The sequence below is a fragment of the Streptomyces sp. PsTaAH-137 genome (genome assembly GCF_003259365.1).
Taxonomy (GTDB): Bacteria; Actinomycetota; Actinomycetes; order Streptomycetales; family Streptomycetaceae; genus Streptomyces.
In genome coordinates this window covers 178,101-201,772 of the sequence record NZ_QLLY01000004.1, presented here as the reverse complement: position 1 = coordinate 201,772, position 23,672 = coordinate 178,101, and the positions used below count along the sequence as shown (strand labels likewise).

General features: G+C 71.7%; 19 protein-coding genes. 12 read left to right on the top strand and 7 right to left on the bottom strand.

The genetic code is table 11. The features are described from left to right. Nucleotides 1-41: 41 nt before the first annotated feature. Nucleotides 42-461: a MarR family winged helix-turn-helix transcriptional regulator gene (locus K377_RS09940; RefSeq protein ID WP_111663203.1), complete on the top strand. Its 420-nt coding sequence runs from the start codon at nt 42-44 to the stop codon at nt 459-461. 424 nt (nt 462-885) lie between these two features. Further along, nucleotides 886-3,321 carry a hypothetical protein gene (locus K377_RS41605; RefSeq protein WP_181512527.1) on the top strand — a complete coding sequence of 812 codons (2,436 nt, stop codon included), beginning with the start codon at nt 886-888 and terminating at the stop codon, nt 3,319-3,321. 31 nt (nt 3,322-3,352) lie between these two features. Here the strand turns inward: K377_RS41605 and K377_RS09930 are convergent, their stop codons facing one another. Then, on the bottom strand, nt 3,353-4,201 hold the full coding sequence (locus tag K377_RS09930) for a diacylglycerol kinase family protein (protein WP_202454894.1): 849 nt from the start codon (nt 4,199-4,201) through the stop codon (nt 3,353-3,355). A 181-nt stretch (nt 4,202-4,382) separates the two neighbouring features. On the opposite strand from K377_RS09930, the gene K377_RS09925 reads away from it, so the two are divergent. Further along, entirely contained in the window at nt 4,383-5,666 is a 1,284-nt protein-coding gene (locus K377_RS09925) for an adenylosuccinate synthase (protein ID WP_111662856.1), read from the top strand. Nucleotides 5,667-5,738: 72 nt separating this feature from the next. Here K377_RS09925 and K377_RS09920 read toward each other — a convergent pair whose 3' ends face one another. Then, nucleotides 5,739-7,550: a serine/threonine-protein kinase gene (locus tag K377_RS09920; RefSeq protein WP_343238089.1), complete on the bottom strand. Its 1,812-nt coding sequence runs from the start codon at nt 7,548-7,550 to the stop codon at nt 5,739-5,741. A 224-nt stretch (nt 7,551-7,774) separates the two neighbouring features. Here K377_RS09920 and K377_RS09915 point away from each other — a divergent pair, with 224 nt between their 5' ends. Further along, on the top strand, nt 7,775-9,130 hold the full coding sequence (locus K377_RS09915; RefSeq protein ID WP_111662855.1) for an aspartate aminotransferase family protein: 1,356 nt from the start codon (nt 7,775-7,777) through the stop codon (nt 9,128-9,130). Nucleotides 9,131-9,173: 43 nt separating this feature from the next. Here K377_RS09915 and K377_RS09910 read toward each other — a convergent pair whose 3' ends face one another. The 3 genes from K377_RS09910 to K377_RS09900 form a co-directional block, all read right to left on the bottom strand. Next, entirely contained in the window at nt 9,174-9,824 is a 651-nt protein-coding gene (locus tag K377_RS09910; RefSeq protein ID WP_111662854.1) for a hypothetical protein, read from the bottom strand. A gap of 84 nt (nt 9,825-9,908) precedes the next feature. After that, nucleotides 9,909-10,601 (bottom strand): GntR family transcriptional regulator, encoded by a 693-nt coding sequence (locus K377_RS09905; RefSeq protein WP_111662853.1) that lies wholly within the window; start codon nt 10,599-10,601, stop codon nt 9,909-9,911. 343 nt (nt 10,602-10,944) lie between these two features. After that, nucleotides 10,945-11,664 carry an SLATT domain-containing protein gene (locus K377_RS09900; protein WP_111662852.1) on the bottom strand — a complete coding sequence of 240 codons (720 nt, stop codon included), beginning with the start codon at nt 11,662-11,664 and terminating at the stop codon, nt 10,945-10,947. Between the two features lie 241 nt (nt 11,665-11,905). Here K377_RS09900 and K377_RS09895 point away from each other — a divergent pair, with 241 nt between their 5' ends. The 7 genes from K377_RS09895 (at nt 11,906) to K377_RS09865 (ending at nt 18,334) form a co-directional block, all read left to right on the top strand. Further along, nucleotides 11,906-12,250: a YbaB/EbfC family nucleoid-associated protein gene (locus K377_RS09895; protein ID WP_111662851.1), complete on the top strand. Its 345-nt coding sequence runs from the start codon at nt 11,906-11,908 to the stop codon at nt 12,248-12,250. A gap of 57 nt (nt 12,251-12,307) precedes the next feature. Next, nucleotides 12,308-12,907 carry a recombination mediator RecR gene (gene recR / locus K377_RS09890; RefSeq protein WP_059194093.1) on the top strand — a complete coding sequence of 200 codons (600 nt, stop codon included), beginning with the start codon at nt 12,308-12,310 and terminating at the stop codon, nt 12,905-12,907. Further along, a complete protein-coding gene (locus tag K377_RS09885) occupies nt 12,900-13,565 on the top strand; it encodes a DUF5063 domain-containing protein (protein ID WP_111662850.1) in 666 nt (221 codons plus the stop codon). The genes recR and K377_RS09885 overlap by 8 nt, the downstream gene beginning before the upstream one ends. Nucleotides 13,566-13,795: 230 nt before the next feature. Further along, nucleotides 13,796-15,079 carry an aspartate kinase gene (locus tag K377_RS09880; RefSeq protein WP_111662849.1) on the top strand — a complete coding sequence of 428 codons (1,284 nt, stop codon included), beginning with the start codon at nt 13,796-13,798 and terminating at the stop codon, nt 15,077-15,079. Then, nucleotides 15,079-16,149 (top strand): aspartate-semialdehyde dehydrogenase, encoded by a 1,071-nt coding sequence (locus K377_RS09875; RefSeq protein ID WP_111662848.1) that lies wholly within the window; start codon nt 15,079-15,081, stop codon nt 16,147-16,149. Before K377_RS09880 ends, K377_RS09875 begins: the two co-directional genes overlap by 1 nt. A gap of 368 nt (nt 16,150-16,517) precedes the next feature. Beyond that, complete coding sequence (locus tag K377_RS09870; protein WP_111662847.1) at nt 16,518-17,192, top strand: SigE family RNA polymerase sigma factor; 675 nt, start codon at nt 16,518-16,520, stop codon at nt 17,190-17,192. Further along, a complete protein-coding gene (locus K377_RS09865) occupies nt 17,189-18,334 on the top strand; it encodes a hypothetical protein (RefSeq protein ID WP_111662846.1) in 1,146 nt (381 codons plus the stop codon). Before K377_RS09870 ends, K377_RS09865 begins: the two co-directional genes overlap by 4 nt. A 3-nt stretch (nt 18,335-18,337) precedes the next feature. On the opposite strand, the gene K377_RS09860 is transcribed toward K377_RS09865, so the two are convergent. Both K377_RS09860 and K377_RS09855 read right to left on the bottom strand, forming a co-directional pair. Then, a complete protein-coding gene (locus K377_RS09860) occupies nt 18,338-19,126 on the bottom strand; it encodes an SURF1 family protein (protein WP_111662845.1) in 789 nt (262 codons plus the stop codon). A 68-nt stretch (nt 19,127-19,194) separates the two neighbouring features. Then, entirely contained in the window at nt 19,195-20,991 is a 1,797-nt protein-coding gene (locus tag K377_RS09855; protein ID WP_111662844.1) for a prolyl oligopeptidase family serine peptidase, read from the bottom strand. Nucleotides 20,992-21,397: 406 nt separating this feature from the next. Between K377_RS09855 and K377_RS09850 the strand changes: the two genes are divergently transcribed. Continuing rightward, on the top strand, nt 21,398-23,500 hold the full coding sequence (locus K377_RS09850) for an MMPL family transporter (protein ID WP_111662843.1): 2,103 nt from the start codon (nt 21,398-21,400) through the stop codon (nt 23,498-23,500). Nucleotides 23,501-23,672 lie beyond the last annotated feature (172 nt).

The window sequence follows — 23,672 nt, the reverse complement described above, 5'->3', positions numbered from 1 at the left end:
CGGGCAAGGACAGGACCACGCGCCAGGTCGAGTTCGAGACCATGCTGCTCGGCCGGCACGGCTACCTGTTCGGTCCGCGGGCCAGAGGTGCCGACTGGCATCTCGACCGCAGCGCCTACATCCTGCTCACCCGGATCCAGATGGTCGGGCCGATGTCGATCGGCCAGCTCAGCGAGGCGACGGGGCTCGATGCCTCTACGCTCAACCGGCAGACGGCGGCGATGATGCGTGCCGGGCTCGTCGAGCGGATTCCGGATCCGGACGGGGGGATCGCCCGTAAATTCCGGATCACCGGGGAGGGCGGGAGGTTCCTCGATGACGACCGGGCGCGGTATCTCGGGGTGCTCGAAGGGCTCATGGAGGACTGGAGCGAGGACGAGGTGGCTGATTTCGCCGCCGGCCTGCAACGCTTGAACCGAGCCATCGAACGCCTGGACGGCCGCCCCTGGCCCCGCCCTTAGCGCGCCGGGTCCCTTCGCCCGCGGCTCCGGTGGGGGCTGGTCGCGCAGTTCCCCGCGCCCCTGGGTGGTCTTTCACGCGCGCCACCGTCGTGGCTGGTCGCGCAGTTCCCCGCGCCCCTGAGATGCGCACTTCGTGCGCCATCTCATCAAGGGAGGCTGCGCGCAGCGCATGCCTCAGGGGCGCGGGGAACTGCGCGAGAAGCCCCACCGGGCCGCGGGCGAAGAACTGCTCAGGGGCGCGGGGAACTGCGCGACCAGCCCCCACTCGCCCGCAGTCGACCGGCGACCCCCGCCGTCCGGGGACCCCGCCGTCCGGGGGAAACTCGGGGCTGGTTCGGCCCGCCCGTTAGGTGGTCACTTGTCCGCCCGATATGCCCTATAGGTCGGTAGTCATAGGAGCGTACTGGTAGGGCGGTGGATCCGGATGGACGGGGCGACCCGGTCGGTGATCATGCGGTGGGCAGGCCCCGCGCTGGGGGCGCTGATGGCCGTCGCCTGCGTTCTGGCGGGCCCGGGCCAGACCGGAGGCCGGGCGGCGGCAGCCGCGGCGGCGGCGCAGAACCCGTTGTCGGTCACCTTCGTGGCCCGCAAGTGCCCCCAGTACACCGACGTGATGGCCAACAAGGCCCGCAACAACATCCAGGAGTCCCTGCGCGACCTGGGCCCGGACTCCAACTACGCGTCCGGAGAGGCGGTCTCGGCCGCCAAGGAGGCGGCCGGCACCCCGCTCCCGCCGTGCGAACCGCTGCCCGACTGGACGTTCTCCACCGGCAGCGGCATCACCTCGAAGTCGACGGCGTCGCTCAACCTGAGCACGGTCACCACCGCGTACCGGCAGAACATCACCACCAAGGCGAGCACCCCCGAGCTCGACGACCAGGGCAACGACACCGGCCGCACCCTCGAAGGCGCCGTCACCGTCGACCTCGACTCCCGGGAGCTCGGGGCCGGTTCGGGCCTGATCGCGCAGGGCGGCACCAAGTCCCAGACGCTCAACGGCCTCCAGGAGCAGTACGGGTTCGCCGCGCTGCGCTGCGCGCAGGACTCCGTCAACGGCGACAACGTCGAGTACGTGACGTTCCCCTCCGGCTCCCGGCACGTCTTCTGCTACTACTACGCGGTCACGCCCCCGCCGGACGCCGGCACCATCAAGGTGATCAAGAAGGTGCAGCCCAAGACGGCGGGCGCCGGTGACTTCCGCTTCGACGGCAACCTCTCCTATGCCGACACCAACAACGACGGCACCAACGACTTCGTGCTGCGCGCCTCGGCCCAGCAGGACGACTCGATGACGTTCATCCGCGGCGCGGGCGGCACCCCGTGGACGTTCAAGGAGGTCGTGCCCCCGAACAGCGGCTGGACCCCGCCGACGATCCCCCGGTGCACCGTGGTCGGACCCGGCGGAGGCGAGGGCAGCAGCCAGGTCGAAGTGGACTCCACCGGCGCCGCCTCCGTGAAACTGGGCGCGGGCGACACCGTCACCTGCACGTACACCAACACCAGAACCAGCGGGAAGGCGCTGCTGGAGAAGGAGTCGATCGGCGGCACCGGCACCTTCGACATCGACCTCAAGCCGCCGCCCGGCGCGACCCCGATCGCCGTCAGCCCGGTCACCACGACCCAGGAGAGCGTGCCGGTCACCGTGGCCGAGGCTCCGGCGGGGGCGACCCCGGGCACGTACACGATCGACGAGACGATCCCGCGGCCCGACGGCACCGGCACCTGGAACCTGGAGAGCCTGAACTGCAACGGCACCGAGGTGCCGATCACCAAGGGCCCCGCCACCGACAGCGCCCCGCTCGGCACCTGGCACGCCTCCTACGACGTGGCCTCCGTCGACGACGCGACCTGCCTGCTCACCGACAAGTTCACGCCCGGCGGCGCCATCAACATCGAGAAGGTCACCGAGGGCGGCACCGGCACCTTCGCGTACGACATCGTCGCCCAGCCGGACAGCAGGCGGCGGGACGACGCCACCTACCGCTCCACCGCCACCACCGAGTCCGAGGGCGTCGCCGTCACCGCGCACCCCGAGGACGGCAGCGGCGGCCCCGCCGCCGACGGGCTGACCGTGGACGACAGCACGCCCTACACCGTGCAGGAGTACCTGCCGCCGCCCACCGCCGCGGGCCACTGGGAGATGACCGACGCCGACTGCGGCACGGCCGGATCGGACGTGGACACCGAGCAGGGCACCGTACAGGTCCGGCTCACCGCCGACGACCCGCGCCCCACCTGCCGGTTCACCAACCGCTTCGTCGAGGTGGGCACCCTCGACGTCACCAAGCGCACCACCGGCGACACCGCCTTGCGCCCCGGCGCCGCGCACCTCGCCCTCAGCTGCGCCGACGGCACCGAGGACGCCCTGGACATCGCCGCCGGAGACACCTCGGGCGCCCTCACGCGGCACGCCTTCGGCAACTCCACCACCTGCCGGCTGGAGGAGACCGCCACCGGCGCCGGTGACGGGGTCGACGTCGACACCTCGGCGGTGCTCACCGTGGCGGGCGGGGAACCGCAGAAGGTCACGCTGGGCGAGAGTTTCCCGGTCCGGACGGGCGAGGCGGTCTCGGTCGTCGTGACCAACGTGTTCAAGGCACCGCCGCCGCCGACGTCACCGCCGCCCACGTCCCCGCCCCCGACCTCCGCGCCGCCCACCTCGCCGCCCCCGACCTCGCCGCCCCCGACCTCGGGTGTCCCGACCACGCCGCCGCCGGTCACGCCGCACCCCGGCCCGTCGCACCCCGGCCACCACCTGGCCGACACCGGCACCTCCACGACGGCCCTGTGGCTGGCCTTCGCCGCCGCCCTCGCGGTGGCCCTCGGCACCCTCACGGTGACCGCGATGAGGCGCCGCTAGAGCGCCGGAGCGGGAGCGCGGGGGCCGGTGCTCACGGCAGCGCCAGCCCCCACGCCCCGACCCGGACCGTCCAGGTCCGCCGCCGCACCGGCCCGCCGATGGCCACGGAGTCCGACCGGTAGCGGAAGTCCTCGCCGGTCACCGTGACCGTACGGGCCCGGACGCTCAGGCCCGCCGTCCGCGCGCACCGCACCTCCACCCGCGCCAGCCCCGTCCCGGTCGCGGGCCCCACACGGACGCCCTCCACCGGCTGGTCCAGATCCACCAGGGTCACCCCGTCCGCCTCCACCCGCAGCCGCGCGGGCGCCACGGTGTCCGCGGGGTCCGGCCGGGGCGGCCGCGCCGCCAGCGAGCGCACCAGCGAGCGGCACGTCCGCAGCCACGGCCGCCCGTCGCCGGACTCCGCCGGGGCCTCGGCCAGCGGCGGGATGCGCAGATCGCCGAGGACCACCCCGTCGCTGTCGTCGACCAGCAGATCGAGCCGCCGCTCCGTGCCGTACAGCGCGGCCCGCGCCGCGGCGACCGCCCCCGACGGCACGCCGAGCGACCGCGCGAGCGAGACCCCGGTCCCCACCGGCACCATCGAGAGCACCGCGCCGGACAGCTCGCGCTCCCGGTGCAGCAGCGACACCGCGCGCAGCAGAGCGCGGTCGTCGCCGACCACCACGGGCCGTCGCGCACCCCGCTTGGCCAGCGCTTTCGCGAAATCCTCCGGGCCGTCCGGCAGGCACACCTTGGCCGTGGCGCCCGCGCACAGCACATCCTTGGCGATCCGCACGGACTCCCCGTCCGCGCGCCGGGCGAAGGGATCGACGATCACCAGAAGCTGCCGTGACAGCCCCGCGCCCGTGTCGTCCGCGCGGTCAGATGGATGGTCCAAAGCCGCCACCTCGGCCTTGCCTCGCTTCCTCGGGTAGCATCTTTGTGCAAGAGCCCCTTGCGCTATTGCGCCAGGGGCTTCGTCTATTCCGGGGCACCCCAAGGCTCACGAAGGCCCGCCGCACCGACGCGGCGCCGGCCCCTGACCTTGGACATGCCCCGCCCGGAAGGGGTGTACGCCTGTGCCCGCACTTGTGCTGCTCGGTGCTCAGTGGGGTGACGAAGGCAAGGGAAAGGCCACCGACCTGCTCGGTGGATCCGTGGACTATGTGGTGCGCTACCAGGGCGGCAACAACGCCGGTCACACGGTCGTCGTAGGCGACCAGAAGTATGCGCTCCACCTCCTCCCTTCCGGGATCCTCTCGCCGGAGTGCACACCGGTCATCGGAAACGGTGTCGTCGTCGACCCGTCGGTCCTGCTCTCCGAGCTGAGCGGTCTGAACGAGCGCGGCGTCGACACCTCCAAGCTGCTGCTCAGCGGCAACGCGCACATCATCACGCCGTACAACGTGACGGTCGACAAGGTGACGGAGCGCTTCCTCGGCAAGCGGAAGATCGGCACCACCGGCCGCGGCATCGGCCCGACCTACGCGGACAAGATCAACCGCGTCGGCATCCGCGTCCAGGACCTCTACGACGAGTCGATCCTCACCCAGAAGGTCGAAGCCGCTCTCGAGGTCAAGAACCAGCTCCTGACCAAGCTCTACAACCGCCGCGCCATCGAGGCGCAGCAGGTCGTCGAGGAGCTGCTCGGCTACGCGGACCAGATCAAGGGCTATGTCGCCGACACCACCCTGATCCTCAACAACGCGCTGGACGAGGACAAGGTCGTGCTCTTCGAGGGCGGCCAGGGCACGCTCCTCGACATCGACCACGGCACGTACCCCTTCGTCACCTCGTCGAACCCGACCGCGGGCGGCGCCTGCACGGGTACGGGCGTCGGCCCGACGAAGATCGGCCGGGTCATCGGCATCCTGAAGGCGTACACGACCCGTGTCGGCGCCGGACCGTTCCCGACCGAGCTGTTCGACCAGGACGGCGAGGACCTGCGCCGCATCGGCGGCGAGCGCGGTGTCACCACCGGCCGTGACCGTCGCTGCGGCTGGTTCGACGCGGTCATCGCCCGCTACGCGACCCGCGTGAACGGCCTGACGGACTTCTTCCTCACCAAGCTCGACGTCCTCACCGGCTGGGAGCAGATCCCGGTCTGTGTCGCGTACGAGATCGACGGCGAGCGCGTCGAGGAACTCCCGTACAGCCAGACCGACTTCCACCACGCGAAGCCGGTCTACGAGTACCTGCCCGGCTGGTCGGAGGACATCACGAAGGCCAAGACCTTCGCGGACCTCCCGAAGAACGCGCAGGCGTACGTGAAGGCGCTGGAGGACATGTCCGGCGCCCCGATCTCGGCCATCGGCGTCGGCCCCGGCCGCGACGAGACGATCGAGATCAACTCGTTCCTGTAGGACGCCCGCAGGACGACGGTCGTTCAGTGCCCCGGTCCGCCTCGGCGGGCCGGGGCACCGTCCGTCCAGGGCTCAGCCGCTCTTCGTGTACGTCAGGGTCTGCTTCTTGCCCGTCGCGTCGACCATGACGCGGCGCAGCTCGCCCGAGGGCAGGACCGTTATGGTGCTGGGCCGGCCCGGGGCGCAGTCCGCGCGGGGTTCGGCGACCACCAGGTCGGTGCCGCCGATGCGCAGGGTGGAATCACTGGCCGACGTCAACTGGCCCTGGAAGACGCAGTGGTAGGGCGCGCCCTCCTTGTCGTAGCCGTCCGCCGTCATCGACAGGACCGTGTCGCCGGTCCCGCCCTGCTGGATGGTGATCTGCCGGGGGTGGTGCCCCAGTTCGTTGTCGATCGCGCCGTCCCACGTGCCCAGGTACTTCTCCGGTATCGCGCCCGCGTCACCGCCCGACTGCGGGGACGGCGACTCGACCGTCCCGGTGGGTGTGGTCGGCTGCTGCGAGGCCGGGGCGTCCTGGCCCTGCGTGGAGGTCTGGGGCGACGCGGACGACGACACCGGGGCCGTGGACCCCGCGCCGCCGGCCTGCGGCGACCCGCTCCCCCCGCTGCCGTCGTCCTTCATCAGCGCGTACACCGAACCGCCCGCGCCGAGCGCCACGATCAGCGCCACCGCGACGAGCGCCGCCGACGAGCGGGTGCGGCGCGGCTCCTGCGCGGGCAGCGGCGCGGGACCGTAGGGCGGGGTCTGGCTCCAGCTGCCCTGGTGCGGGTAGCCGTACGCCGGAGCCTGGTGCGGATAGCCGTACGCGGGCGGGTTCGGCACGGCCGCCGGGGCGGCCGGTGTGCTCTGGCTGACGACCACCGTCGGCAGATGGTTCACCGGAGTCGCGCCGCCGGGCGCGCCGGGCGGAGGCGGCGCGGGCGCCGGTACGGGCGCCGGGGCGTCGCCGCCGTCGGGATCCTCCGAGTCGAGCAACTGCACCGCGTGCCGCCCGAGTTGGGCCACCAGCGCGCCGGGCAGCCACGGGTCGCGGGTGCGGCCGCCGTCGCCCAGGGTGTCCTCGGCGCCGGTGCGCTCCAGGATCTCGGCGGGCGTCGGCCGCTCCCGGGGCTCCTTGCGCAGACAGTCCCGGACCAGCTCGTGCAGCCCCTCCGGCAGGGCCGTCAGATCCGGCTCCTCCTGGGCTATCCGGAACATCAGGGCGTGCACCCCGCTGTTGGACGTGCCGAACGGCAGCGCGCCCGTCGCCGCGTACGCCAGCACCGAGCCCAGGCAGAACACGTCGCAGGCCGGGGTGATCCGGTCGCCGCGCACCTGCTCGGGTGCCATGAATCCGGGCGAGCCGACCAGCGCGCCGGTCCGCGTCAGACCGCCGTCGGTGATCGTCTCCAGCGCGCGGGCGATGCCGAAGTCGATGACGCGCGGGCCGTCGATCGTCACCAGCACGTTCGACGGCTTCAGGTCGCGGTGGACGATCCCGGCCGCGTGCACGTCCTTGATCGCGTGGGCGAGGCCGGCCGCCAGGATGCGTACCGAACGCTCCGGCAGCGCGCCGTAGTCGTGCGAGACGACCTGCTGGAGCGAGGGCCCCGCCACGTACGCGGTCGCCACCCACGGGACCTGCGCCCCGGTGTCCGCGTCGAGCACGCTCGCCGTCCAGGCGCCGCCGACCTGCCGGGCGGCCTGCACCTCCTGCCGGAACCTGTCCCGGAACTCCTCCTGCTCCGCCAGCTCCTCGCGCACCAGCTTCACGGCGACGGTGCGCCCGCGCTCCGAGCGCGCCAGATACACCTGCCCCATGCCGCCCGCGCCGAGCCGGCCGAGCAGCCGGTACGCCCCGATGCGCTGCGGGTCCCCCGGTCCCAGAGCCTCAAGTCTGTCCATGTCGCGCCACCCTCCCCCGGTATGTGTGCAACAAAACCGAGAATAGTGCCGACCTACGACAGAGGGACCCTTACTGGCTTCTACGGTTCCGTAACGGACCTGTCCTGATAAGGGCCCCGCCCAGGGCCCTTCCGGCGGCGGGCGACAGACTGTCGTGTTCCCCGGCGTCCCGCAGACAGGACGCCGATGGCACCCGGGGGCGGCGCACCTTTACCCTCGGCCCCATGACCCCTCAGCCGAATCCCCAGGTCGGCGCCGCCGTCAAGGCCGCGGACCGCAAGCACGTGTTCCACTCCTGGTCCGCACAGGAACTCATCGATCCGCTCGCCGTCGCCGGTGCCGAAGGCTCGTACTTCTGGGACTACGACGGCAACCGCTACCTGGACTTCACCTCCGGGCTCGTCTACACGAACATCGGGTACCAGCACCCGAAGGTCGTCGCCGCGATCCAGGAGCAGGCGGCGACGATGACGACCTTCGCGCCCGCGTTCGCCGTCGAGTCGCGCTCCGAGGCCGCACGCCTCATCGCCGAGCGCACCCCCGGCGACCTCGACAAGATCTTCTTCACCAACGGCGGCGCGGACGCCGTCGAGCACGCCCTGCGGATGGCCCGGCTGCACACCGGCCGCCCGAAGGTGCTCTCCGCGTACCGCTCGTACCACGGCGGCACCCAGCAGGCGATCAACGTCACCGGCGACCCGCGCCGCTGGGCCAACGACAGCGGCTCGGCCGGTGTCGTGCGCTTCTGGGCGCCGTTCCTGTACCGCTCGCGCTTCTACGCCGAGACGGAGGAGCAGGAGTGCGCGCGCGCCCTGGAGCACCTGGAGTCGACGATCCAGTTCGAGGGTCCGGCCACCATCGCCGCGATCATCCTGGAGACCGTCCCGGGCACGGCCGGCATCATGCTGCCGCCCGCCGGCTATCTCGCCGGTGTCCGCGAGCTGTGCGACAAGTACGGCATCGTCTTCGTCCTCGACGAGGTCATGGCGGGCTTCGGCCGCACCGGCCAGTGGTTCGCCGCCGACCTGTACGACGTCACGCCCGACCTGATGACCTTCGCCAAGGGCGTGAACTCGGGCTATGTGCCGCTGGGCGGTGTCGCGATCTCCGGCGCGATCGCGGAGACCTTCGCCAAGCGCCCGTACCCCGGTGGTCTCACCTACTCGGGGCACCCGCTGGCCTGCGCCGCCGCCGTCGCCACCATCAACGTGATGGCGGAGGAGGGCATCGTCGAGCAGGCCGCGAGGACCGGCGCCGAGATCATCGAGCCGGCCCTGCGCGAGCTCGCCGAGCGGCACCCGTCGGTGGGCGAGGTGCGCGGTGTCGGCATGTTCTGGGCCCTGGACCTCGTACGGGACAAGGAGACGCGCGAGCCGCTGGTGCCGTACAACGCGGCCGGTGCGGACAACGCGCCGATGGCCGCGTTCGGCGCCGCCGCCAAGAAGAACGGCCTGTGGCCCTTCATCAACATGAACCGTACGCACGTCGTGCCGCCGCTGAACATCACCGAGGCGGAGGCCAAGGAGGGCCTCGCCGCCCTCGACGCGGCGCTGAGCGTCGCGGACGAGCACACGGTCTAGCGCTCGGTTTCCGGTGGGCCGGGGCCCGGCCCACCGGAACGGTTCAGCTGAAGATGATCATCGAGCCCTGGGCCAGGCTGCGGGTCGCCGCCTGGTGCAGGCCCAGCCACACGTGACGCTCCCGCGCGAACGGGCTGTCGTCGAGCGGCACCGCGGCCGCCGGCTCTTCCAGCGCGGTGGGCCCGGCGGGCGGCGCGGGCGCCGACGGCGGGTTCGACGGGTCGATCCCGATCGCCGCGGCTACGTACTCCAGTTCCCGCAGCAGCGCGTGCGACGAGCCCAGCGGGCCGCCCCCGGCGAGCAGTTCGTCGTTGGACAGCGGGGTCGGGAAGTCCACGGGCACGTACGCGCCCGCGTGGTCGTAGTGCCACACCAGATGCGAACTCTGCGCCGTCGACTCGAACATCTCCAGCAACTGCTCGTAGTCCCCGCCGAGTTCGTCGACCGGCGTCACCGCGAGCCCGCACAGCTGGAGCAGGTACGCCCGGCGCAGGAAGTGCAGCGCGTCGTAGTCGAACCCCGCGACCGGGGCCACGTCGCCCGAGAGCCCCGGCATGTACGAGTAGACCGGCACCGGCGGCAGTCCTGCCTCGTGCAACGCCTTGTCGTAGAGCGCGAGTTCGTCGGCGAAGGGATTGTCGGGGCTGTGGCACAGCACGTCGACGAGGGGGACGAGCCACAGGTCACAGGCCAAGGGGGCTCCTTAGAGTCGGACGTCCTGCGTAGCGCAAGGGTAGTGCGCGGCGGGCCGGGGCAGACCTGTCTTGCAGGGAAGCGTTCAGCGGGATCCTGCGCCGGTGAGGCGCTCGACCAGCGCGAGCGAGTCGGCGTTGTACGCGGCGATGATCGCGTGCGCGCGGCGCGGGTCCCGGGCGGCGAGGGCGTCCACGAGCTCGCAGTGCCCGGCCCACAGGCTGCCCTTCAGATCCCCGGCCCGGCGCAGGTGGGGCACCGTGTACATCCAGGACTGGACGCGCAGCCGGTGGAAGAAGTCGGAGAGGTAGGGGTTGCCGAAGAGCGCCGAGAGCTCCCGCCAGAACCGCAGGTCGTAGCCGATCAGCACGTTCAGATCGCCGGCGGTCGCGGCGCGGGCCGCCTCCTCGCCGCGGCGGCGCACTCCGGCCAGGGCCTCGAAGGTGCCCGGATCCTCGGGGGCGTTCTCGGCGAGCCCGCGGAAGATGCCGTCGGCGACCAGGCTGCGGGCCTCGATCATGGCGCGGTGGTCGGCCAGCGAGTACTCGTGGACGCGGAAGCCGCGGTGCTGGGCGGAGTCGAGGAGGCCCTGGGCCGTGAGGTCGACCAGGGCCTCGCGGACGGGGGTGGCCGAGACGCCGTAGCCGTCGGCGATCTCCTTGACGGTGAATTCCTGGCCCGGGGTGAGGCGGCCGCTCAGGATCTCGTCGCGCAGGGCGTCCGCGATCTGCTGGCGCAGGGTGTTGCGGGTGACGGCGGGGGCGTCGGATGCGGGCACGCGTCCCCTCCGGGGGCAGCTGGTCGATGTGTTCGGGTCAGCCTAGCTGCGGGCCGCCTTTTACGGTGCGTGGGCAGCCACCGGTCTCGTCGTGGCTGGTCGCGCAGTTCCCCGCGCCCCTGGGCCGTCGCTCGTGTGCGGCTCTCGTCGTGGCTGGCCGCGCAGTTCCCCGCGCCCCTTGCGGGGCTTGTCGCGCCCTGCGGCGGAGCCGCTGATGTGCACAGTCCCGCGCCCCTGACGGGGCGCCTCAGTCGAGGTCCCCAGCCTTGGGCAGTCTGCCGCCTGGGGCGGCAGGGTGGGCAAGGCGGCACCCCGGCGCGGGGGGGAGCGTTCCGGGCGGCCCCTACCGCGGCTCCGGAGGGCGTTGGCGGGGCATGTTCGGGCGGGTGCCCGGGGGGAGGGGGAAGCGGGGGATGCCGTTCGTCTCCGGGGAGCGGGGGGTCGGGCTCGGGATCGAGGACTGCAGGATCAGCGGCGCGGGGCCGGAGCGGAACTCCACCATCCAGTCCGTCGTCTCGGCCCGCACCAGCTCCGTCACGTCCTCGGAGAACCGCCGCAGCACCCCCAGACACCGCTCGGCGGCCTCGCTCGCGGTCCCGTCGGCGGGCCCCAGCACCTCACGGACGCTCTCCGACGCCCAGTCGAACTGGAGCACCAGCAGTCGCCGCTGCACCGCCTGTGCCGTGGCGACATCCCTTATCCAGCCCGAGGTCAGCCCGAAGTACCGGTCGCAGCCGACGCTCGCCACGGCCAGCAGCAGGGCGAGATACCCCCACGGCGCCGTCCCCGACGCGGTGCCCGTCAGGTCGAGCAGCGGCAGCACCCCGGCGCACACGGCCCCGAACACGGCCGCCGCCCGCAGCGCCCGAGCGCCCCGGCGCTTCCAGATCCGGTCGGCGAGATAGCGGTCCGCGGTCCGCAGGGCGCCCCGCTCGACCCACCGGTACAGCTCGTCGAGCCGCTCGGCGGGCTCGCCCCAGTCGCCGAGCGGGAACGCCCGCCCGGTGAGGTCGCCGGCACCCTCCTGGGGCGGTCCTTCGGGCTGCATCTCCGGCTGACTCACCCGGCACTCCCTCGACTGGTCACGGCTGGGGCTCGATGTGCAGCATCTTCCTACCGCCCAATGGGTGGCCAAGGTCCCGTTTTCGCGGGTTTTACGCCTAGAAGTGGGCCTTCATCAGGTATAGGGCCGCGGGCGTTCTCACTCGAAAGAGTGCAGTCAAAGGTGCCAGGGCGGTGGCTCCCCGGACCACGTAGGCTCGGTACTACTCAGACCGCACGCACCCGGACCCCAGGAGTTGACCGTGATCCCCGGTGGTGGCCAGCCCAACATGCAGCAGCTGCTCCAGCAGGCCCAGAAGATGCAGCAGGACCTCGCGAAGGCTCAGGAAGAGCTGGCGCAGACCGAGGTCGAGGGCCAGGCGGGCGGCGGCCTCGTCAAGGCGACCGTGACGGGCTCGGGCGAGCTGCGGGCCTTGACGATCGACCCGAAGGCGGTCGACCCCGAGGACACCGAGACCCTCGCCGACCTGGTCATCGCGGCGGTCGCGGCGGCCAACGAGAACGCGCAGACGCTGCAGCAGCAGAAGCTCGGCCCGCTCGCGCAGGGCCTCGGCGGCGGCAGCGGCATCCCGGGCCTCCCCTTCTAGGGCGGGCGCCGACTACCGTACGTACCGAGCGACACCCCACCGGAAGGCGACTGATCCGTGTACGAAGGCGTGGTCCAGGACCTCATCGACGAGTTGGGCAGGCTGCCCGGCGTCGGTCCCAAGAGCGCGCAGCGGATCGCCTTCCACATCCTCCAGGCGGAGCCCACCGACGTCCGGCGGCTCGCGCAGGCGCTGATGGAGGTCAAGGCGAAGGTCCGCTTCTGCGCCACGTGCGGAAACGTGGCGCAGGAGGAGCTGTGCAACATCTGCCGGGACCCGCGCCGCGACCCCTCCGTCATCTGCGTGGTCGAGGAGCCCAAGGACGTCGTCGCCATCGAGCGGACCCGTGAGTTCCGCGGGAAGTACCACGTCCTCGGCGGTGCCATCAGCCCGATCGAAGGCGTGGGTCCGGACGATCTGCGTATACGAGAACTTCTCGCGCGGTTGGCCGACGGGACGGTCACGGAGCTGATCCTGGCCACTGATCCCAACCTGGAGGGCGAGGCCACGGCGACGTACCTCGCCCGCATGATCAAGCCCATGGGCCTGAAGGTCACCCGCCTGGCCAGCGGCCTCCCCGTCGGGGGCGACCTGGAGTACGCGGACGAGGTCACCCTCGGCCGTGCCTTCGAGGGGAGACGACTCCTAGATGTCTGATGCCACCCTGCACGCCACGAGCCAGGACCCGAACGACTTCGCGGTCCAGATCTCCGACCAGATCGAGTCGTTCATCGTCGCGGTCGCCGAGATCGCCAAGGGCGACGAGCCGGACTCCGCCGTGCCGTTCCTCCTCCTGGAGGTCTCCCAGCTGATGCTGGCGGGCGGCCGGCTCGGCGCGCACGAGGACATCGTCCCGGACGAGCGCTACGAGCCGGACCTCGGCCCGGAGGCCGATGTCGACGAGCTGCGCGAGCGGCTGGCCAGAATGCTCGACCCGATCGACGTCTACTCCGAGGTCTTCGACCCGTACGAGCCCCGCAAGGCGCCCGTCGCGGCCCGGATCTCGGACGATCTGGCCGATGTCGTCACCGACCTGCGGCACGGCATGGCGCACTACCGCGCGGGCCGGGTGACCGAGGCCCTGTGGTGGTGGCAGTTCTCGTACTTCTCCAACTGGGGCTCGACCGCCTCGGCCACCCTGCGCGCCCTCCAGTCCCTGGTCGCCCACGTCCGCCTGAACCAGCCGCTGGCGGAGCTGGACGGCCTCGACACCGACGAGGACCTGTCCACCGGGGAAGGCACCCTGGAGGAGGAGGCGGGCCGTGTCATGGCGGAGGAGATCGCCGCTCCTCTGGGCCTGCGCACGGTGAAGTGAGCACCCCTCCGATGTGACCCGCCCCACGATTCCGGTTGACCCCGGAGGGCGTGGGCATGTGCTTGTCCGGAGCGGCCGGACGCCGATGGCCAGTTGGCCCGGTGATCACTTCGTGGGCGGGACATCTCACGATGCGATATAGCCGGGGCGGAATTCGGCCGCTCGTTAAACTGAGCCGACCGCCATGCATGCGCATGCGCGGTGACAGACGGACTGAGCGAGGAGCGCACGTGGGCCTTGTCGTGCAGAAGTACGGAGGCTCCTCCGTAGCCGATGCCGAGGGCATCAAGCGGGTCGCCAAGCGCATTGTGGACGCCAAGAAGAACGGCAACCAGGTGGTTGTCGTGGTGTCCGCGATGGGCGACACGACGGATGAGTTGATCGATCTCGCCGAGCAGGTATCCCCGATCCCTGCCGGACGAGAGTTCGACATGCTGCTGACCGCCGGGGAGCGGATCTCCATGGCCCTGCTGGCCATGGCGATCAAAAACCTGGGCCACGAGGCCCAGTCGTTCACGGGCAGTCAGGCCGGTGTCATCACCGACTCGGTCCACAACAAAGCCCGGATCATCGACGTCACGCCGGGCCGCATCAAGGAGTCCCTGGACGACGGCAACATTGCCATCGTCGCCGGGTTCCAGGGTGTCTCGCAGGACAAGAAGGACATCACCACGCTGGGCCGTGGCGGTTCCGACACGACCGCGGTCGCCCTTGCCGCCGCGCTCGACGCCGAGGTCTGCGAGATCTACACCGACGTCGACGGCGTGTTCACCGCCGACCCGCGCGTGGTGAAGAAGGCGCGGAAGATCGACTGGATCTCCTTCGAGGACATGCTGGAGCTCGCCAGCTCCGGGTCGAAGGTGCTGCTCCACCGCTGCGTGGAGTACGCCCGTCGCTACAACATCCCGATCCACGTGCGGTCCAGCTTCAGCGGACTGCAGGGCACGTGGGTCAGCAACGAACCGCTCGTGAAGAAGCAAGGGGCAGAGTCCGTGGAGCAGGCGATCATCTCCGGTGTCGCGCACGACACCTCCGAGGCGAAGGTCACCGTCGTCGGCGTTCCGGACAAGCCGGGCGAGGCCGCGAAGATCTTCCGGGCCATCGCGAACGCCGAGATCAACCTCGACATGATCGTCCAGAACGTGTCGGCGGCGTCGACCGGTCTGACGGACATCTCCTTCACGCTGCCCAAGACCGAGGGCCGCAAGGCCATCGACGCCCTGGAGAAGCAGCGGGCCACTGTCGGCTTCGACTCGCTGCGCTACGACGACCAGATCGCCAAGATCTCGCTCGTCGGCGCCGGTATGAAGACGAACCCGGGTGTCACGGCCGGCTTCTTCGAGGCGCTGACCGACGCGGGCGTCAACATCGAGCTGATCTCGACCTCCGAGATCCGCATCTCGGTGGTCACGCGCGCCGACGACGTGAACGAGGCCGTGCGCGCCGTGCACTCCGCCTTCGGGCTCGACTCGGACTCCGACGAGGCCGTGGTCTACGGAGGCACCGGCCGCTGATGGCCGAAAACTCCATGCGGCGTCCGACGCTCGCGGTCGTGGGTGCGACCGGGAGCGTCGGCGCCGTTCTGCTGCAACTGCTGTCGCAGCGTGCGGACATCTGGGGCGAGATCCGGCTCGTCGCCTCCCCGCGCTCGGCCGGGCGCAAGCTCACCGTGCGCGGCGAGGAGGTCGAGGTCGTCGCCCTGGAGGAGTCGGTCTTCGACGGGGTCGACGTCGCCATGTTCGACGTGCCCGACGAGGTGGCCGCCCAGTGGGCGCCGATCGCCGCCGCCAAGGGCGTGGTCGTCGTCGACAACTCCGCGGCCTTCCGGATGGACGCCGACGTGCCGCTCGTCGTCCCCGAGGTCAATCCGCACGCCGCGCGCGTGCGGCCGCGCGGCATCATCGCCAACCCGAACTGCACGACCCTGTCGATGATCGTGGCCGTCGGCGCGCTGCACGCCGAGTTCGGCCTGCGCGAGCTGGTCGTCTCCTCGTACCAGGCGGTGAGCGGCGCGGGCCGCTCCGGTGTCGAGACCCTGCGCGCCCAGCTGTCGCTCGTCGCCGGTACGGAGCTGGGGACGAGCCCCGGCGATGTGCGCCGTGCCGTGGGCGACGCCACCGGCCCGTTCCCGGAGCCGGTCGCGCTGAACGTCGTACCGTGGGCCGGTTCGCTCGCCGACGACGGCTTCTCGACCGAGGAGATGAAGGTGCGGGACGAGTCCCGCAAGATCCTCGGGCTGCCGGAGCTGAAGGTCGCCGTGACCTGTGTCCGGGTGCCGGTCGTCACGACGCACTCCCTCACCGTCCACGCCCGCTTCCAGAGCGAGGTCACCGCGGACGGGGCGCGCGAGATCATCGCCACCGCGCCGGGCGTCGTGCTCTTCGACAACCCGGGCGCGGGCGAGTTCCCGACGCCCGCCGACGCGGTGGGCACCGACCCGACCTGGGTGGGCCGCGTGCGCCGCTCGCTCGACGATCCGGCCGGACTCGAACTCTTCGTGTGCGGGGACAATCTGCGCAAGGGGGCCGCGCTGAACACCGCGCAGATCGCCGAACTGGTGGCGGCGGAGTTTTCCGCGAGCTGATCCCCGCCCCTATGTCGGGATATAGGGGCCCGCGCCGTGTCCGGCCTGCGGTCTGCCCCTTCCCATATGCGGATTCGATCTTAAAATCTGTGTAGGTTCTGTGTGTGACGTTGGTCCAGACCACTTGCTGGCGGGCCGTTGAGCGTTCGAAGATTTCCCTCCCCACCCCGCAACCGCACGCGGGGTGGGGAGCGTCTTTAGCGGGCGTCCTCGGGGGACTCGCGCGCAGGGCGCAATAGGGGCATAGGGGAAGAGCAGGTACGCATGTCGGCATGGAGCGCGGTGCCACCGCTGTCGGGGGCGAAGGGTGTCGCAAATCGGGTGTCGGACGCGTACAACCCTGACGGGGGGAAGCGTGTCCAACAAGCGTGGCAGAGGTACTCGACTTCACAGCGGTACAAGCGAGAGGCACGGCGGTTCTCCGCCCACCCCTCGCACCCCTCGGCGTGCGCCGTGCTCGGGGGCGGGCGCCCGGCGGCATGCCGGTGATCGCCCCCATGCCCGCGAGCATTCCGACGCAACTGCAGGGCGCTGACGACACGATGGCGGCCGGCACCACAGTCGATCACCTCACCGAGACGTATCGCGCCCACTACCGCTCCCTGCTCGGACTCGCGGCGCTGCTCCTCGACGACACCGCCTCCTGCGAGGACGTCGTGCAGGAGGCGTTCATCCGGGTCCACTCGGCCCGCAAGCGCGTGCGCGACCCCGAGAAGACGCTCGCGTACCTGCGCCAGACCGTGGTGAACCTGTCGCGGTCCACGCTGCGCCGGCGCATCCTCGGCCTGAAGCTGCTCACCAAGCCGATGCCCGACATGGCGAGCGCGGAGGAGGGGGCGTACGACCTCCTGGAGCGCGACGCCCTGAAGAAGGCGCTCAAGGGGCTCCAGCGGCGCCAGCGCGAGGTCCTCGTGCTGCGCTACTTCGCGGACATGACCGAGGCGCAGGTCGCCGAGGCGCTCGGGATATCCCTGGGCTCCGTGAAGGCCTACGGCTCCCGCGGCATCGCGGCCCTGCGCGTCGCCATGGAGGCGCCGGCATGAGCACCCCGGACCGAGAACAGCACGGCCAGGACGGCCGGGCCCCGGAGGCGCGCTCCGGGGGGCACGACGAGCACCACATGCACCACACGGACGACCGACACGCTGGGAACTCAACTGTGAACGACGGACCCCGTCGCCCGGCCGATGCGGCGGCCGACGACGAGCTGGCGCTGCGACGCATGATGCGGCAGGTCGTCGAGGAGATCGAGCCGTCGGACGCCGCGCTGGAGAAGCTGCGGCGCGCGGTGCCGGCCCGCCGGGCCCGCAAGCGCCAGGCCACGGTCGGCGCGATCGCCGCCGGGGTCTTCGTCGCGATGGCGATCCCCGCGGTGCTGCACGTGACGAGCACGGGCTCGCCCGACCACCCGTCCATCGCGGGCAACAGCACGGCCACGCACAAGGGAAAATCCCCCGGAGCCGGCGACAAGCAGTCGGGCGGCTCGGCCGGGCCCTCCGAGCAGCACGGCAAGGACGGGAAGAAGGGCGAGAAGGGCGACGGTGACAAGAGCGCGGGTGGCGGTGCCACCGCCGGCGCCGATCCCGCGTCGACGGCCGCCGCGTCCTCCCCGACCTGCGACGCGGCCGAGCTGGGCACTCCGGTGCCGACGGTCGGCGCCCCCGACGCCAGCGGCGCGGTCTACGGCTCCTTCCGCGTCACCAACACCTCGGCCGGCAACTGCACGATCGACAGCCCCGGCAGCATCGTCACCATCGCGCAGGGCGCGGCCAACCCCTCGGCGGTGAACGTCGTGGACCACACCACCGGCGACCGGGCGTCCGGCCTGCCCGACCCGGCGACCCAGCCGACCCAGCTGGTCCTGGAGCCCGGCAAGGCGTACGAGGTGCGGTTCGCCTGGGTGCCGTCCACGCCGTGTTCGGCGGGCGGTGACGGCGGCGGGACCGGCGGCACCGGGGGCGGCGGGGAGCCGACTCCGACGCCGTCGACGAGCGGGGACACGACGCCCACCACGGGCGACAGCTCCGCCTCCGCGCAGCTCGCACCCCAGCTGGGCTCGGACGGGGAGGACGGGAGCGTGGTCGTCTCGCACACCGCGGAGCCCGGGTCGCCCTCGGCCGCCGCGACGATCCCGGACGCGTGCGCCGGGACGGTGTACAAGACGGGACTGCTGCCCGCGTCCTGACCGTCAGGCCTGTGCGGCGCCCTGTTCGTCCGGGGCGCCCAGGCCCAGCTCCGCGTCCCGGATGGTCTCGGCCTCGCGCCGGACCAGGCGGAACCACATGAACACGACGAAGCCCGCGAAGACGAACCACTCGCCGGTGTAGCCGAGGTTCTGGAACGCCTTCAGGTCCAGGCCGCTGCCCTGCGCGGCGGTGGCCGGGACGGGCTTCATTGACCCGTCGGCCTTGTCGAGCGTCACCCAGGCGTCGTACACGTCGTACGGCACCAGGTTCACGAGCGACGCGGCGCTGATCATGCCGAGCTGTCCTGAGGGCAGACCGCCGGTGGCCGTCACCCCGTTCGACCCCTGGGACTCGGAGGCCTGGAGCGCGCCGGTCACCGTGACGTCGCCGGTGGGCGCGGCGGGCGCCTTCGCGGCGGACGCCGTGCCGGGCAGCCAGCCGCGGACCACCGGGAGCGCCTTGCCCGTGCCGTCGACCTTCAGCAGCGTCACGACGTAGAAGCCGTTCCGCCCGTCGAGGTCGCGGTTGGGGACCAGGAGCTGCTTGCCGTAGTGCCCGGTCGCGGTGGTCCGCTTGCCGGAGGTGTCGGTGGAGACCGGGAGCAGGGCGGCGAGCGGGCGGGCCGCCGCCGTCCTGTTGGTCTCCGTCTGCTCCGTCGCCGTCCGGTGGTTGTCCATCCGGCCCTCGAAGCGGCTGAGCTGCCACGAGCCCATGTACAGGCAGAACGGGATCGCGAGCAGCACGAAGAGGTGGATCCCCAGCCAGCGGGGGGTCAGCAGGAACCGGTACACGCCTTCTACGGTACGGGTCCGATATAAAGCCACATCCCGCGCCCCCCGCCGCCGCCCCGCCGGGCGGCTCAGGCCGGCAAGTGGCGCCTCGCGAAGTCCAGTTCGAGCGCTACCTGCTTGATGCGCTCGTCGACGACGAGCGAGCCGTGCCCCGCCTCGTACCGGTACACCTCGTGCACCGCGTCGCGCGCGGCGAGCCGGTCCACGTAGTGGTCGATCTGGCGGATGGGGCAGCGCGGGTCGTTGAGCCCCGCCGAGATGTAGACCGGGGCCTTCACGTCGTCGACGTACGTGATCGGGGACGACGCCGTGAAACGGTCCGGGACCTCGTCGGGCGCCCCGCCGAACAGGGTCCGGTCGAGCGCCTTGAGGGCCTCCATCTCGTCCTCGTACGCCGTGACGTAGTCGGCGACCGGGACCGCCGCGAGGCCCACGGCCCAGGCGCCGGGCTGGGTGCCGATGCCGAGCAGGGTGAGATAGCCGCCCCAGGAGCCGCCCGCCAGGACGAGGCGCTCGGCGTCGGCGAGGCCGGAGGTGACCGCCCATTCGCGGACAGCCGCGATGTCCTCCAGCTCGATCAGGCCGACCCGGTGCTTGAGGGCGTCGGTCCACTCCCTGCCGTAGCCGGTCGAGCCCCGGTAGTTGACCCGGACCACCGCGTACCCGTGGTCGACCCAGGCCGCCGGGCCCGCCGCGAAGGAGTCCGAGTCGTGCCAGGTGGGGCCGCCGTGGATCTCGAAGACGGTGGGCAGCGGCCCGCTCGCCCCGGCCGGCTTCTGCACGAGCGCGTGGATACGGCCGCCGGGGCCCTCCACCCAGACGTCCTCGACCGGCACGGAGGCGGGCGCGCGCATCCCGGGCGGATCGAGGACGACCTCGCCGGTCGTCGAGCGCACCACCGGCGGCTCGGCGGCCGACGACCACAGGTACTCGACGCTGCCGTCGGGCCGGACCGTGGCGCCGGAGACGGTGCCCGCGGGGGTGTCGACCCTGGTCAGCGCGCCGGAGCCGAACTCGTACCGCCACAGGTCGCCGCGGGCCTCGAATTCATGGGCGATGAGCAGCGCCGAGCCGTCCGGGTACCACTCCGCCGAGACGTCGCCCGGCAGGTCGAGGGCCAGGTCGGTCTGGGTGCCGGAGGCGATGTCCCACACCATCGGCTCCCAGCGGCCGCGCCGCTGGTGCCCGACGAGCAGCCGGGTGTCGCCCTCGACGGGCGCGAAGCCGAGCACTTCGAGGCCCAGCTCCTTCTCGCCGCTCTCGGTGTCGTCCAGCTCCGCGACGGTCGAGCCGTCGAGCCGGACCACGCGCAGCGCGGAGTGCATCGCGTCGCCGTGCTCGGTGTGCTCGATCGCGATGAGGGTGCCGTCGTGGCTCAGGTCGCCGACGCCCGCGGACTCGCGGTGCCGGTAGATCTCGGCCGGGGCGTCGGCGCCCGGCCGCACGACGTGGAGCGTCGTGCCGTCCTCGTCCGTGGACCGGCCGACCACGGCCGTCCGCCCGTCCCGGCCGATCGCGAGGCCCGCCGGGTACGAGGGGTCGAGCCCCGGCACGGCCTCGGTGTCCGCGCCGCCGCCGAAGGGCTGGCGCAGCCAGACGCCGAACTCGTCGCCGTCCTTGTCGCTGAACCACCAGATCCACTCACCGTCGGGGGAGAGCACCCCGTCCGTCGTCCCGTTCGCCCGGTCCGTCGCCTGGCGCTGGGTGCCCGTGGCTCTGTCCCAGGCGTACAGCTCGTACGTCCCCGTCGCGTTCGACACGAAGAGGGAGCGGGCCGGGGCGTCCTCCGCCCAGTCGGGCAGGGACACGCGCGGCGCCCGGAAGCGCTTCTCCCAGTCGGGCATGGACCCGTTGCTGTCACTCATGGCCCCATAGTGCCCGGCCCCGCCGACACTTCGCCGACAGGCCCCCACAGCCTGTGGAAAACCTTTGGCGGTACGCGATCAGGGGCGGCGAGACCCGGCCGGGTGGTGCGTCCGAGGGGAGCGGCCGGGTCCGCCTCGCAGGTGGCCCCCTGTGCTGCACGCCTGCCGTCCGCCCACCGTGACACGGGAGGGGGGAGAGGATGAACAGCGCCGACGCAGTTCATCCGCATGTCCCATGTACGGCGACGGTGAGGGGAATCTACGCCTTTGCGCCGCGTCCCGGAATACCTCGCGCATATATCTGTTCCGCGAGCCGTGATCCCTCTCCCCGAGTGGCAGCTCCGGCCCGCTCGGGTGAGGCTGACCGGGGGAACCCGGGGGCGTGCGCGACGGGAGACGGTGAGCGATGTTCGCAGCTCTGGGGCGGTTCGTGGTCCGCAGGCCGTGGTGGGTGATCCTCGGCTGGGTGGTGGTCGCGGCGGCGGTGATCTCGCTGGCGCCGAAACTGACCTCCAGCTCCGACGAGGCGAGCTTCCTGCCCGACAGCTACGAGTCGATCAAGGCGGCCGACGTCCAGGAGACGGAGTTCCCGAAACAGCAGAACATCGGGGCCGTCATCGTCTTCCAGCGGTCCGACGGCGAGAAGCTGACCGCGGCCGACTCCGCCGAGATCGTCCGCGTGTCCAGGGAACTCACCGCCAAGGACATCCCCGAGGTCGACGCGGTCGTCCCCGGCAAGGCCTCCCCGAACGGGCTCGTGCAGACCTCCATGGTCGCCATGCCGAAGATCACCGACCCGTCGGACACCTCCGAGCAGGACGCCGTGAAGACCCTGCGCGGCGACCTCCAGCAGGAGATCAAGGGCGCCGGCCTGCACGCCGGGATCACCGGCTCCGCCGCCACCGCCCTCGACGAGTCCGAGGCGTCCGAACGCGCGGGCCTGCTGGTCGGCGTCGGCACCATCGTCATCATCGTCGTGCTGCTCCTGCTGATCTTCCGCAGCCCGATCATCGCGCTGCTCCCGGTCGTCCTGATCGGGCTCATCTCGCCGCTCGCGACCGGTCTGATCGCCTCCGCCAACAAGGCGTTCGACATGAAGGCCGACTCCTCGATCCAGGAGCTGCTCACCGTCGTCCTGTTCGGCGTCGGCACCGACTACATCCTGTTCCTGCTGTTCCGCTACCGAGAGGCGCTGCGCGACGGGGAGGACCCGAAGGCGGGCATGGTGCACGCCGTGGAACGGGTCGGCGAGGCCATCACCTCGGCGGCCGGCGCGGTCATCGTCGCGTTCGCGGCCCTCGCGCTCTCCACCCTCGGCATGCTCAAGTCGATGGGCCCGGCGCTCGCCATCGCCGTCTTCGTGACGCTGTGCGCCGGGCTGACGCTCGTACCCGCGGTTGTCTCGCTGCTCGGTACGAAGGTGTTCTGGCCGTCCAAGTCCTGGCAGCGGGAGCCGACCGGGACCGGGTTCGCCCGGCTCGGCGGGGCGATCGGGCGGCGGCCCGCCGTGTGGGCGCTGGTCTCCGCGCTCGTCATGGGCGTGCTCGCGCTGGGCGCCCTCGGCTACAAGGCCAACTTCGACCTCTCCACGTCGTCGCTGCCCAAGACCAAGGAGTCCATGGTCGCCCTCGACGACCTGGAGAAGGGCTTTCCCGCGGGCACCACCGACCCCACCAGCGTCTACCTCACGTCGGACTCGGACACCCCGCTCACCGTGGCGCAGACCGCCGCGTTCCGGAAATCCCTGTCCGAGGTCGACGGGGTCGGGACCGTCGGCGCGGCCACGCGCTCCACGGACGGCACCGCCGCGGCCTACAGCGTGATCCTCGACGATCCGCCGGCCTCCGACGCCGCCATGTCCACCGTCCGCGACGACCTGCGGCCCGCCGCCCGGGCCGACGCGCCGGACGGCACCAAGGCGCTGGTCGGCGGCATCACGGCCGTCTACGTCGACATCAACAAGGCCGTCGACCGGGACTACTCCGTGGTCTTCCCCGTCGCCGCGCTCTGCATCATGGTCATCCTGGGTCTGCTGCTGCGCAGTCTGGTCGCGCCCTGGTACCTGATGGCGTCGGTGGCGCTCGGGTTCGGCGCCACGCTCGGTGCCACGTCGTTCCTGTTCACGCAGATCGGCAGTCAGCCCGGGCTGATGTTCATGCTCCCCGTGATCATGTACTTGTTCGTGGTCGCGCTCGGCACCGACTACAACATCCTGATGGTGTCGCGGCTGCGCGAGGAGGCGCGGGCCGGGCGCAGTCCGCATGACGCGGCCGGGACCGCCGTGCGGCATTCCGGGCCGACGATCGCCTCGGCGGGCGTGATCCTGGCCGGGACCTTCGCCACCCTGATGCTGGCCGGGAACTCGACGCTGTCGCAGATGGGGTTCGCGCTGTCGTTCGGCATCGTGATCGCGGCGTTCGTGATGGCGATGGTCTTCACCCCGGCCCTGACGGCCCTGATCGGCCACGCCGCCTGGTGGCCCGGCCACGGCGACCGCCGCCCGAAGTAGCCGTTTCGGGTGCACCACCGTCGTGGCTGGTCGCGCAGTTCCCCGCGCCCCTGAGATGCGCACTTCGTGCGCCATCTCATCAAGAGAGGCGCGGCGGAGCCGCAGCCTCTGAAGGGGAGGCTGCGCGAAGCGCATGCCTCAGGGGCGCGGGGAACTGCGCGACCAGCCACGA